The organism is Nocardia sp. NPDC057272, assembly GCF_042668615.1.
Lineage (GTDB): Bacteria > Actinomycetota > Actinomycetes > Mycobacteriales > Mycobacteriaceae > Nocardia.
Genome location: NZ_JBHUYK010000003.1, coordinates 271889 through 283226 on the forward strand (window position 1 = coordinate 271889; position 11338 = coordinate 283226).

General features: G+C 67.2%; 12 protein-coding genes. 8 read left to right on the plus strand and 4 right to left on the minus strand.

The features are described 5' to 3' along the window. Positions 1 to 30: 30 nt before the first annotated feature. Positions 31 to 831, plus strand: a complete 801-nt coding sequence (locus tag ACFULV_RS06520) for a DUF2786 domain-containing protein (RefSeq protein WP_378654015.1) — start codon at positions 31 to 33, stop codon at positions 829 to 831. 84 nt (positions 832 to 915) lie between these two features. Further along, positions 916 to 1446 (plus strand): TIGR04338 family metallohydrolase, encoded by a 531-nt coding sequence (locus ACFULV_RS06525; protein WP_378653758.1) that lies wholly within the window; start codon positions 916 to 918, stop codon positions 1444 to 1446. Positions 1447 to 1457: 11 nt separating this feature from the next. On the opposite strand, the gene ACFULV_RS06530 is transcribed toward ACFULV_RS06525, so the two are convergent. After that, entirely contained in the window at positions 1458 to 2423 is a 966-nt protein-coding gene (locus ACFULV_RS06530; RefSeq protein WP_378653761.1) for an o-succinylbenzoate synthase, read from the minus strand. A gap of 73 nt (positions 2424 to 2496) precedes the next feature. Then, the gene (locus tag ACFULV_RS06535; protein WP_378634910.1) at positions 2497 to 3666 is read right to left on the minus strand and encodes a thiolase family protein; all 1170 of its coding nucleotides are present in this window, start codon (positions 3664 to 3666) and stop codon (positions 2497 to 2499) included. Positions 3667 to 3749: 83 nt separating this feature from the next. Between ACFULV_RS06535 and ACFULV_RS06540 the strand changes: the two genes are divergently transcribed. Further along, positions 3750 to 4280, plus strand: a complete 531-nt coding sequence (locus ACFULV_RS06540) for a winged helix-turn-helix transcriptional regulator (RefSeq protein WP_378653764.1) — start codon at positions 3750 to 3752, stop codon at positions 4278 to 4280. Here ACFULV_RS06540 and ACFULV_RS06545 read toward each other — a convergent pair. Beyond that, entirely contained in the window at positions 4277 to 4924 is a 648-nt protein-coding gene (locus ACFULV_RS06545) for an NADPH-dependent F420 reductase (RefSeq protein ID WP_378653766.1), read from the minus strand. The two genes, ACFULV_RS06540 and ACFULV_RS06545, sit on opposite strands and share 4 nt — an antisense overlap. A 146-nt stretch (positions 4925 to 5070) precedes the next feature. Further along, a complete protein-coding gene (locus tag ACFULV_RS06550) occupies positions 5071 to 6150 on the minus strand; it encodes an ABC transporter ATP-binding protein (RefSeq protein WP_378653769.1) in 1080 nt (359 codons plus the stop codon). 136 nt (positions 6151 to 6286) lie between these two features. Between ACFULV_RS06550 and ACFULV_RS06555 the strand changes: the two genes are divergently transcribed. From ACFULV_RS06555 to ACFULV_RS06575, 5 genes are all read left to right on the plus strand, one after another. Next, on the plus strand, positions 6287 to 7081 hold the full coding sequence (locus tag ACFULV_RS06555; RefSeq protein WP_378653771.1) for an LLM class F420-dependent oxidoreductase: 795 nt from the start codon (positions 6287 to 6289) through the stop codon (positions 7079 to 7081). Between the two features lie 137 nt (positions 7082 to 7218). Beyond that, complete coding sequence (locus ACFULV_RS06560; RefSeq protein ID WP_378653774.1) at positions 7219 to 9000, plus strand: ABC transporter substrate-binding protein/permease; 1782 nt, start codon at positions 7219 to 7221, stop codon at positions 8998 to 9000. Beyond that, on the plus strand, positions 8997 to 9722 hold the full coding sequence (locus ACFULV_RS06565) for an amino acid ABC transporter ATP-binding protein (protein WP_378653777.1): 726 nt from the start codon (positions 8997 to 8999) through the stop codon (positions 9720 to 9722). The genes ACFULV_RS06560 and ACFULV_RS06565 overlap by 4 nt, the downstream gene beginning before the upstream one ends. Before the next feature lie 112 nt (positions 9723 to 9834). Next, positions 9835 to 10131 (plus strand): hypothetical protein, encoded by a 297-nt coding sequence (locus ACFULV_RS06570; RefSeq protein WP_067454945.1) that lies wholly within the window; start codon positions 9835 to 9837, stop codon positions 10129 to 10131. 137 nt (positions 10132 to 10268) lie between these two features. Continuing rightward, positions 10269 to 11336 carry an alpha/beta hydrolase gene (locus ACFULV_RS06575; RefSeq protein WP_378634929.1) on the plus strand — a complete coding sequence of 356 codons (1068 nt, stop codon included), beginning with the start codon at positions 10269 to 10271 and terminating at the stop codon, positions 11334 to 11336. Positions 11337 to 11338: the final 2 nt, after the last annotated feature.

An 11338-nucleotide genomic window follows, 5' to 3' on the forward strand; every position in this document is an offset into this window, starting at 1 on the left:
AGTCCCTCGCCGGCCGCTACGCCCGATCGGATGCTCACCCGCATCGGCGGTTTGCTGCGCAAGGCCGAGTCCACCGACAACGCGCACGAGGCCGAGGCCTTCCTCGCCGCGGCTCAGCGACTGGCGACGAAATCCTCGATCGATCTCGCGGTGGCGCGCTCGCATGTGGCCTCGCGTGAGCGCAGGTCGGCGCCGGTGCAGCGGATCATCCCGATCGGCGAACCGGGCCGAAAAGGTCTGCGTACCTACGTCCAGCTGTTCGTGGCGATCGCTTCGGCCAACGACGTTCGCTGCGATGTCGCCCGTACTTCCGCCCAGGTCTACGCCTACGGCTTCGCCGCCGACATCGACACCTGCGAAGCGCTGTACGCGAGTCTGCTCGTCCAGATGGTCCGCGCGTCGGACCACTACATCAAATCCGGCGCCTACCGCGAGGCGACCGTGGTCAAGATCGTCACCGAGAAGCGCCTCGGCCGTACCGTCCGTCGCAAGGTGCGGGCGCCGGTGGCGGGAGTCACCGCGCGGCTGAACTTCCAGATGGCCTTCGCCGCCCGCATCGGTGCGCGGTTGGCCGAGGTGAAAGCCGAAGTCGTCGCCGAGGAATCGGTGGTCGAATCGACGGGGACGGCCCTGGCTTTGCGGGACAAAGAAGTAGCCCTCACAGACTTCTACACGGCTACCTCCGAGGCGCGCGGAACCTGGCGTGGGCCGCAGACCTCCACCGGGCACTCCGCCGCGGCCCGTCGCGCGGGCGACCGAGCGGGCCGTACCGCCCGCCTCGGCTCGTCACCGGAACTCCCTGCTGCACGGGGAAAGCTGTCGGGCCGATGAGATCGACCGGGATATCGGCACTCGACCGGGCCGTCGGCAACCCGCTCGGCGGTGCGTTCCCGGTGCGCAGCGGCGGGCAGGGCTGTGTCGCCGGGTAGCTCGCCGCGGCCGCAGCGCGACAGCCAGCGCGCCAAGGTCTACGACGGTGAGCAGTTGGTGCGTGGGGTATTCGATCGTGCGGAGGAGTTCGGCCATCGGACGGTCGACGTCTACGGCTCGCAACTGACGTTGCCGGTGGAGCGGCGCTTCGCCTCCGTGGAGTCGGTACAGAGCTACGCGGACAAGGTGCTGGCGCTGAATTGGGTTCGCGCGCAATGGGAGCGAGCCACAGTATCGATCAGGGTCCGGGCCAGGGGTGGTGCCGCGGCCGCTCACTACGAGCCGGAGAGCGCGGTCCTCGCCGTCCCGCTGCACACCGGCTCCACCGCTTGGGCGCTTCGCGAACTGGTGGTCCTGCACGAACTCGCCCATCACCTGGCGCCCGATTCGGCGCAGGCACCACACGGACCCGAATTCTGTAGCCGCTATGTCGAATTGGTGGACGGTGTGATCGGTCCGGAAGCCGCATTGCTGATCCGGACGACCTTCGCCGGGTGCGGTGTCCGGTTCGGCTAGAGATTTCTCGCTCAGCGGTCCTCGAGCAAGGCGCTGACTCGCTCGTAGCGTCGCAACCACCAGTCGACACGGTCGGGATCGGGGTGTCGGTATTTGTCCAGCAGTGCGGGGTCTGGCTCCGGTGGTGAGGTCGGGACCGGCAACCATCCGTCGACCGGCAGCAACGACTCTGTGGCGAGATCGCCTTCGAGCAGTGCGAGAGTGCCCAACCCGCAGGCGAACTCGAGCTCGGGCAGCGCGCCCGCCAATGCCAGCTGCGCCGACAAGCCGACGCTGGTCTCGAGCGCCGACGAGACGACGGTCGGCAGCCCGGCCGCCTCGGCAACCGCCAATGCTCGTCGGACCCCACCCAGCGGCGTGCACTTGAGTACCGCCACGTCAGCGGCGCCGGCCACCGCCACCCGCATCGGGTCCTCGGCCCGGCGAATCGACTCGTCCGCCGCGATCGGCACCGAAACCCGCCGACGCACCTCGGCCAGTTCCGCCACGGTCCGGCACGGCTGTTCTACGTATTCCAAACCCCCGGCGGCTTTGTCGATCTCTCCGATATGCCGGACGGCGGTTTCCACGTCCCACACCGCGTTCGCATCGATCCGAACGGCCCCTGATTCCCCGATCGCTTCGCGTACCGCCGCCACCCGAGCCACGTCCTCGGCCAGTGAGTCGGGGTGGTCCGCCACTTTCACTTTCGCGGTCGCACAACCGGATTCCCGAACAATCCGGCGGGCTCGCGCGGGATCCACCGCGGGCACAGTGCAATTCACCGGAATTCGATCACGCACCGGGGCCGGCCACCCCGTTGTCACCTGTTCGACAGCGGTAGCCAACCACCCGGCCGCTTCGCGATCGTCGTATTCGGGAAACGCGCAGAACTCGCCCCACCCCAGCTCGCCCCGGATCAGCATCCCCTCGCGCACAGTGATCCCCCGAAACCGTGTCCGCAACGGAATCGCATAAACAAACAGTTCGGTGCTCACCCGACCGATCGTAGATCTCGCTACGCGGGTCGAGACGAACGGCGGCGCTCACGGTGAGCGCCGCCGTCCGATGTCACAGGCGTTCGATGATCGTGGCGTTGGCCAGGCCACCCGCTTCGCACATGGTCTGCAGCCCATAGCGCGCTCCACGCTGCTGCATCGCGTGTACCAGCGTGGTCATCAACCGCGCCCCGGAAGCGCCCAGCGGATGCCCGAGCGCGATCGCCCCACCGTTGACGTTGACCCGGCTCATATCCACCCCGGTCTCTTTCGCCCACGCGAGCACGACCGGCGAGAATGCCTCGTTGATCTCGAACAGGTCGATGTCGCCGATGTCCAGACCGGCCCGGCGCAGCACCTTCTCGGTGGCCGGAATGACCGCGGTGAGCATCAGCAACGGGTCGTCGCCCGCGACCGAGAAGCTGTGCAGGCGGGCCAGCGGCCGCAGGCCGAGCTGCTCGGCGCGTTCGCCGGACATGATCAGAACGGCGGAACTCCCGTCGCTGACCTGGCTGGCGGAGGCGGCGGTGATCTCCCAGCCGATCTGCGGGAACCTCGCCGCCATCGCGGGGTCGTAGTAGGCGGGCTTCAGTTTCGCGAGGGTGTCGATGGTGCTGCCGACCCGGATTCCCTCATCCGTGGTCAGCCCGTTGATCGGTGCGAGTTCGGCGGTGAAGAGTCCGTCTTTGGTTGCCCGAGCGGCCTTTTCATGACTGCCGAGGGCGAATTCGTCGAGCTGGGTTCGCGTCAGGCCCCATTTCGCGGCGATCAGTTCGGCGCTGATTCCCTGCGGGACGAGGTCCTCGGGATAACGCTGCGAGAAGGCGATGCCCGACAGATCGGTGGCGCCGATCAGGTTGGCGCCCATGGGGACTCGCCCCATCGATTCCACTCCGGCCGCGACCACGATGTCGTACGCCCCCGCGATGACTCCCTGTGCGGCGAAGTGAATCGCCTGCTGACTGCTGCCGCACTGCCGGTCCACTGTCGTGGCAGGCACGGATTCCGGGTATCCGGCGGCCAGCGCGGCCCGCCGGGTCATATTCGATCCTTGTTCCCCGACCTGGGTGACGATGCCGCCGATCACATCGTCGATGAGCGCGGGATCGATCCCGCTGCGCTCGACCACCGCCCGCAGGCTGTGTGCCAGCAGATCGACCGGATGAACGTCGTGAAGTGCGCCGTTCGGCTTGCCCCGCCCGATCGGGGTGCGTACCGCTTCGACGATGACCGCGTCTCGCATGAAGTCCTCTTTCGCCAACGCTGGCTCTATCTGACAATAGCCAGCTTAGATCCTAACTATCATCGACTCAAGTCAGATTGGCTATGATGTCTCTCATGGCAGCCGTGATGGAAGGACCCCTGGCCGATCTCAGCAAATGGGAAACGGCAGGCTGTTCGATCGCCAGAGCCATGGACCTCATCGGCACCCGCTCCGCGATGCTCATCCTGCGCGAGGCCTACTACGGCACCCGCCGCTTCGACGGCTTCGCCCGCCGAGTGGGCATCACCGACGCCGCCGCTGCGGCCCAACTCCGCAAACTCACCGCCGCCGGCCTCCTGGAAAAACGCCCCTACCAGGAGGAAGGAAAGCGCACCCGGCACGAATACGCCCTCACCCAGATGGGCCGGGACCTGCTCCCCGCGGTCGTGGCCCTCTGGCAATGGGGCGACGCCTACCTCCAGCCGGGGCCCCCGCCGCTCCTGCGGGTGGACGCGGAAACCGGCGAACCGGTCCGCGTCGACCTGCGCACCTCCGACGGCACCGAGATCCCCCTGGAGCGCCTGGCGGTCCGAGTCAACGAGGACTACCTCCGCGACCGCGCCGAACGCCGAAAGAAGAACCTGGACAGCTAGGCGCTGAACACGCCGATCGTCACGTCCTCCGTGCCGAGGGCCTGGAACAGGCTGACCCACAGCAGGACGACCGGTTCGGTGCTGCGGGCCGTGTTGAGCGCGCCGAGGTCGATCAGCTGTTCGTCGGCCCAGCCGAAGGAGTTCAGCAGCCGCGCCACCTGGGTCTTGGCATCGGCGTCGTCACCGCTGAGGAAGACGGTGTGCTGTCCGGGAATTCGGGCCGGATCGACCATCACCTGGTTGTTGGTGGTGTTGAGCGTCTTCACCACGCGGGTGGCCGGAAAGGCCCGCTGGATTTCCTCGGCGACGCTGCCCGCTTCGGGGACAACGAGTTTCGGCGGAAAGCCCTGTGAGAAGTCGAGTGCGTTGGAGACGTCGACGATGATCTTGCCCGCCAGGTTGTCCGCCCCGGCCGCGGTGAGCGCGGCCACCGATACCGTGCCCGACGTCGCATTCACGATCAGTTCGGCCGCGGCCGCCGCCTCGGCGAAAGTGCCGTGTGTGCCGCCGGTTTCGGCTGCCCACGTGGTCGCGTCGGCATTGTCGGCGGTCCGCGACCCCATCGTCACCGTGTGCCCGACCTCGACCAGCTTGCTCGCCAGCCGTCGACCGACCTGGCCGGTGCCGAGTACCGCTATGCGCATGTCACTACCTCATGTCGACAAACCCGCCCGGCGATCACCGGGGCCGAGCATCAGCATAGGGCCGGACCAGAATCGCGCCGAGCGTCTACGCGCACAGCTCAATCACGCGCGGGCGACTCGATCCACGAGCCGCCCGCGCATCCGGATCAGCGCAGGCGCCGGCCGTCCACGCTGAAGAAGTACACGTGTTCGGGGTCGGCGGTCAGGCGGAGGCGATCGCCCTTGGACGGCGGGTTGCGCCAATCCACGCGCGCCACAATCGTTTCCCCGGTCTGGCCGCCGGCACCCGCCGCGAGGGCGCGACCGTAGACGTAGGCGTCGGAGCCCAGCTCCTCCACGACGTCGACTTCCAATTCGAGTCCGCCGTCGCCGACCTCGAGATGTTCGGGGCGGATGCCGAGGACCACGGAGCCCTCACCCGCGTCGGCCACCGCGCGCGGCACCCGTACCGGGTAGCCGCCGATGGTTACGGCGCCGTCGTTGACGGGGAGGGTGAACAGGTTCATCGCGGGCGAACCCATGAATCCGGCGACGAACATGTTCGCCGGATCGCGGTAGAGGTCGCGCGGCGAGGCGCACTGCTGGAGCAGTCCGTCCTTGAGAACCGCCACGCGGTCGCCCATCGTCATCGCCTCGACCTGGTCGTGCGTGACGTAGACGGTGGTGGTGCCGAGCCGGCGCTGCAACTGGGCGATCTGGGTACGGGTCTGCACGCGCAGCTTCGCGTCGAGGTTCGACAGCGGCTCGTCCATCAGGAACACCCGCGGCTGCCGCACGATCGCGCGCCCCATCGCCACGCGCTGGCGCTGTCCGCCCGACAGCGCCTTCGGCTTACGGTCGAGGTACTGCTCGAGGTCGAGGAGCTTGGCTGCCTCGAGCACCCGCTCGTCGCGCTCGGCCTTGGAGACCTTGGCCAGCTTCAGCGCGAAGCCCATGTTCTCCGCGACCGACATGTGCGGGTAGAGCGCGTAGTTCTGGAACACCATCGCGATATCGCGATCCTTGGGTTCGGCGTTGGTCACGTCCTTGTCGCCGATCCGGATGCACCCGGCGTTGACCTCCTCGAGGCCGGCCAGCATGCGCAGCGAGGTCGATTTGCCACACCCGGAGGGTCCGACGAGTACGAGGAATTCGCCGTCGGCGATCTCCAGGTCGAGTGCGTCGACCGCGGGTTTGGTGGCACCGGCGTAGAGCCGGGTAGCGCGGTCGAAAGTCACGGTAGCCATGCGTAGATCAACATCCCATCCCGGCAGGAACGTGCCGGACGATCCGAGTAGTGGGTCGCTGGGATCGTAGCGGCCCACAACAGCGCCGGGTAGCCTCGGTCGCGGTGCCAACCCGAGCCGTCGAGGAGCCAGCGAAATGAGTCGTCCGGTCCGTATCGGAGTCCAGCTTCAACCGCAGCACGCGCCCGATTACGGTCTGATCCGCGACGCGGTGTTGCGGGCCGAGGACGCCGGAGTCGACATCGTCTTCAACTGGGATCACTTCTTCCCGCTCACCGGCGACCCGGCGGGCGCGCATTTCGAATGCTGGACGATGCTCGGCGCGTGGGCGGAGCAGACCGAGCGGGTCGAACTCGGCGCGCTGGTCACCGGTGGCGGCTACCGCAATCCCGACCTGCTCGCGGATATGGCGCGCACGGTGGACAACATCAGCGGCGGCAGGCTGATCCTCGGCATCGGCGCGGGCTGGTTCGAGCGTGACTACGACGAATACGGCTACGAGTTCGGCACGCCGGGCAGCAGGCTGAATTTGTTGAAGGACAGTATGTCTCGCCTCACATCCCGGCTGGCGAAGCTGAACCCGCCGCCGGTGCGGGAGATTCCGATTCTCATCGGCGGTGGCGGGGAGCGCAAGACCCTGCGCTTGGTCGCCGAGTACGCCGACATCTGGCACTCCTTCGCTGACGTGTCGACATTGGCGCACAAGAACAAGGTGCTGGCAGAGCATGCGGCGGCGGCCGGCACCGACGAGTCGCGGATCGAACGCTCGGTGCAGTGGCAGGGCCGCGACAACGCGAAGGCGCTGCACGACGCGGGTGTGACTCTGTTCACCGTGGGCGTCTCCGGTCCCGCTTACGACCTGACCGAAGTGCTTCGCGCGATCGAATGGCGCGATGAGGTGAACCCCGAGGTGCTCGAAGGTCTCGCCTGAGTCCGGCGCGGCGACCCGGTGTAGCCGCCGTATTGCCACGTTGCACGGTCGCCGCCGGGTAGCCGATGCGGTCGGCAGCGGTGACGCCCCGCGTGCGTAACCCTCGGTGTGCAAGGTTGCGACTAGGGTCTATCGGCATGGCAGGTGTACGAACTCGGGCGCGGATCGCTGCCCTCTTGCTCCTCGTCGGCGTCGCGGCGACCGGTTGCGGTGGCTCCGACACCAGCAGCGCGGGCGATCTCTGTTCCCCGCCGGGGCCATCGGCTGCCGCCGCCGCGCCGACCAACTTGGCCGCGGGTGAGACTGCGGGCGCCTATCGCTATACCACCGCGACAACGGCGTCGGTCGACTCCATCGACACCACGAAACTCGGCCTGCTCAACCCGGGCACCCTGAGCGTCGGCACCCTGTCCGACGCGCCGCCCAGCATCTGCGTCAACAGCGAGGGCGCCTTCACCGGCTTCGACAACGAACTCCTCACCGCGATCGGCGCGAAACTCGGCTTGCGCGTGGAGTTCTCCGGCACCGAGTTCGCCGGTCTGCTCGCCCAGGTGTCGGGCAAGCGCTTCGACGTCGGCTCGTCCAACATCACCACCACCGATGCCCGGCGCGAACTGGTCGGCTTCACCAACGGCTACGACTTCGGCTACTTCTCCCTGGTCGTTCCGCAGGGCAGCGCGGTGAAGGGCTTCGGTGACCTGAACCAGAGCTCGCGCATCGCGGTGGTGCAGGGGACCGTGCAGGACGAATTCGTGGTGAACCAGCTGAAGCTGGATCCGGTGAAGTTCCCCGACTACAACACCGCCTACGCGAACCTGAAGTCCGGCCAGGTCGACGCCTGGGTCGCACCGTCGGCGCAGGCCGAGGGCGCGATCAAACCGGGCGACGGAATCGTGGTCTCGCAGAACACCTTCAGCCTCGACAACTTCGTCGGCTACGCGGTGGCCAAGAACAACCAGCCGCTGATCGACGCGCTCAACTCCGGCTTGGACGCGGTGATCGCGGACGGCACCTATGCCCGCCTGTACGCCGATTGGGTGCCGCGTGAACTCCCGCCGGGGTGGAAGCCGGGCTCCAAAGCGGCTCCCACACCCCAGCTCCCGGACTTCGAAGCGCTCGCGGCCGAGAACCAGCCGGGGGAGACCGAACAGGTCGCGCAGAAGTCGACGCTGCAACAGTTGAAGGACACGTTCTTCGATTGGTCGTTGTACCGCAAGGCTTTTCCCGATCTGATCAAGACCGGTCTGCCGAATACCCTGATCCTGGCGTTGGTCTCGGGTGTCCTCGGCACCGTGATCGGCATGTTGCTCGCGGTGATGGGCATTTCCCGCACCCGCTGGTTGCGCTGGCCCGCCCGCGTCTACACCGACATCTTCCGTGGCCTGCCCGCCGTGGTGATCATCCTGCTCATCGGTCTCGGCATCGGCCCGGTGGTCCGCAATATCACCGGCGGCAACCCGTACTGGCTCGGCGCGGTGGCGCTGGCTCTGCTCTCGTCGGCCTATATCGGCGAGATCTTCCGCTCCGGTATCCAGTCGGTGGAGCCCGGTCAGCTCGAAGCCGCGCGCGCGATCGGCTTCGGGTACCGGCAGTCGATGACGCTGGTGGTGATTCCGCAGGGTGTGCGCCGGGTGCTGCCCGCGCTGATGAACCAGTTCATCGCGCTGATCAAGGACTCGTCGCTGATCTATTTTCTCGGTCTGCTCGCCTCGCAGCGCGAACTGTTCGCCGTCGGCCGCGACCTCAACGCCCAGACCGGCAACCTCTCCCCACTGGTCGCGGCGGGCCTGATGTACCTGGTGCTCACCATCCCGCTCACCCACCTGGTCAACTACATCGACCAGCGCATGCGCACCGGCAAACCCACTCCCGCCGACCCGATCGAGCAGGCAGTCATCACAGAAGGGCGAGGCGCATGAGCGCATCGTTGACCGGCACCGGGCTCAATCTGACGCTCGGCAACAACCACATCCTGCGCGGTGTTGACATCCATGTCGAGGCGGGCCACGCCACCACCGTCATCGGCCCGTCCGGCTCGGGTAAGTCGACGCTGCTGCGCGTGCTCAACCGCCTGCACGAACCCGATTCCGGCGACGTACTGCTCGACGGCAAGTCGGTGCTGAAGGACAACCCCGACAAGCTACGCCAGCGCATCGGCATGGTCTTCCAGCAGTTCAACCTGTTCCCCCACAAGACCGTCGCCGACAACATCGTGCTCGGCCCCCGCAAACTGCGTGGCCTGTCCGCCGACGAGGCCCGTGCGCTGGCGATCGAACAGCTCGAGATCGTCGGCCTGGCCGACAAGGCCGACGCCCGGCCCGCCTCGCTGTCGGGCGGCCAGCAGCAGCGCGTCGCCATCGCCCGCGCGCTGGCCATGAAACCGGAGCTGATGTTCTTCGACGAGGCCACCTCGGCGCTGGACCCCGAGCTGGTGAAGGGCGTGCTGGCGCTGATGGCCGACCTCGCCTCGGGCGGTATGTCGATGATCGTGGTGACCCACGAGATGGGGTTCGCCCGCGAGGTCTCCGACAGCGTCGTGTTCATGGATCAGGGCCTCGTCGTGGAGACCGGCAGCCCCGACGCCCTGTTCGACGACGCCAAGACGCCACGCCTGCGCCGCTTCCTCGATCAGGTCCTCTGACCAGGTAAGGGGCCTCGCAGCAACGCATGCGCAACTGCTAATGTCGGAAGTGCTTGGAGCTCCATTCGATCAGTACCGGACCGAGTTCCGGGAAACCGGAAAGAGAGAGCCGATGACCACCACGCACGCCGAACACCCGCAGCACACCCATGTCCACGGCCCCACCTGCGGCCACGTCGCCGTTCCGCACGAGGATCACGTCGACTACGTCCACGACGGTCACCTGCACCGCGAACACGACGGCCATTTCGACGAGTGCGAGACCTCAGCACACGTCGAGCACACCGCCCACACCCACGAGCACGGCCCCGGTTGTGGTCATGTCGCGGTCCCGCACGGCGACCACGTCGACTACATCCACGACGGCCACCGCCACGCCGCCCACGCGGACCATTACGACGATCACTGACCACCGGGCCGACCCCGCCCCGGTGGGGTCGGCTGCCCGTATTACCTCTGGCTCGACGATCGATCGGTTCCCCGGATACTGTCTGTGCCTGCGGCCTGCGTCATGCCTGCCGATTCACGAATGGGGATTCTCGGTCGATGGGCAGAACAATCAGGCGCACAATGGCTTTCGGTGTCGTCGGCAGCGTGCTGGCAGCGTGCGTCGCCACCTTCGGCGCGGGCAACGGCCTGGCCGACGGGCGCGATCCGATCATCGAAGCCAAGAAGCTCCTCGCGACGCCGACCACCGCGAACGGCTCGAACATCATCTCGAGCAGGGTCGATGATCGAAATCTGACCATGCTGGTCTTCTCCGCCGCGATGAACAAGGGCATCACCGTGAAGGTGCAGCGTCCGAAAGACGCCTCTGTGCCGCGCCCGGCGCTCTACCTCCTCAACGGCGCCGGGGGCGGCGAGGACCGCGCGACCTGGTGGCAGAACACCGATGTCGGCGATTTCCTCGCCACCAAGGACGTCAATGTGGTGATGCCGATCGGCGGCGCCTGGGCGTACTACACCGACTGGCAGCAAGACGACCCCGCGCTCGGCCGCAACAAGTGGCGCACCTTCCTCCTCGAGGAACTCCCACCCCTGGTCGACGCGGCACTGGGCACCAACGGCGTCAACGCCATCGCCGCCAACTCGATGACCGCGACGGCCGTCCTGCAATTGGCCGAGGCCAAGCCAGGCTTCTACCAGTCCGTCGCCGGTTACAGCGGCTGCGCGCAGATCTCCGACCCGATCGGCAAGCAGTTCACCAAGCTGGTCGTGGAGACCTACGGCGGCGGTGACGTCGGCAATATGTACGGTGCCGACGACGACCCGGCCTGGGTCGCCAACGACCCGGTCGTCCACGCCGAGAAGCTGCGCGGTACCAGGCTGTTCGTCTCGGACGCCTCCGGCCTGCCGGGCCCGCACGACCGCATCGACGACCCGTACATGATGAATCCGACGCCGTTCGGCCTGGCCAACCAGCTCGTCGTCGGCGGGATCATCGAGGCCGCGGTCAACTGGTGCACCCGCAACCTCGAGTCCCGGCTCGACGAGTTGGGGATTCCCGCCACCTTCGATCGTCAAGCGAGCGGCACGCACTCCTGGGGCTATTGGCGTGATGCCTTCTATCGGTCGTGGCCGGTGCTGGCCGCGGGTCTGGGATTGCCCGAATAGCC

What these genes read in the sequence shown, in the direction of transcription:
- ACFULV_RS06520 (WP_378654015.1), top strand. Translation starts at nt 31, where the DNA reads ATGCTCACCCGCATCGGCGGTTTGCTGCGCAAGGCCGAGTCCACCGAC.
- ACFULV_RS06535 (WP_378634910.1), bottom strand. Translation starts at nt 3,666, where the DNA reads ATGCGAGACGCGGTCATCGTCGAAGCGGTACGCACCCCGATCGGGCGG.
- ACFULV_RS06540 (WP_378653764.1), top strand. Translation starts at nt 3,750, where the DNA reads ATGATGTCTCTCATGGCAGCCGTGATGGAAGGACCCCTGGCCGATCTC.
- ACFULV_RS06545 (WP_378653766.1), bottom strand. Translation starts at nt 4,924, where the DNA reads ATGCGCATAGCGGTACTCGGCACCGGCCAGGTCGGTCGACGGCTGGCG.
- ACFULV_RS06550 (WP_378653769.1), bottom strand. Translation starts at nt 6,150, where the DNA reads ATGGCTACCGTGACTTTCGACCGCGCTACCCGGCTCTACGCCGGTGCC.
- ACFULV_RS06555 (WP_378653771.1), top strand. Translation starts at nt 6,287, where the DNA reads ATGAGTCGTCCGGTCCGTATCGGAGTCCAGCTTCAACCGCAGCACGCG.
- ACFULV_RS06560 (WP_378653774.1), top strand. Translation starts at nt 7,219, where the DNA reads ATGGCAGGTGTACGAACTCGGGCGCGGATCGCTGCCCTCTTGCTCCTC.
- ACFULV_RS06565 (WP_378653777.1), top strand. Translation starts at nt 8,997, where the DNA reads ATGAGCGCATCGTTGACCGGCACCGGGCTCAATCTGACGCTCGGCAAC.
- ACFULV_RS06570 (WP_067454945.1), top strand. Translation starts at nt 9,835, where the DNA reads ATGACCACCACGCACGCCGAACACCCGCAGCACACCCATGTCCACGGC.
- ACFULV_RS06575 (WP_378634929.1), top strand. Translation starts at nt 10,269, where the DNA reads ATGGGCAGAACAATCAGGCGCACAATGGCTTTCGGTGTCGTCGGCAGC.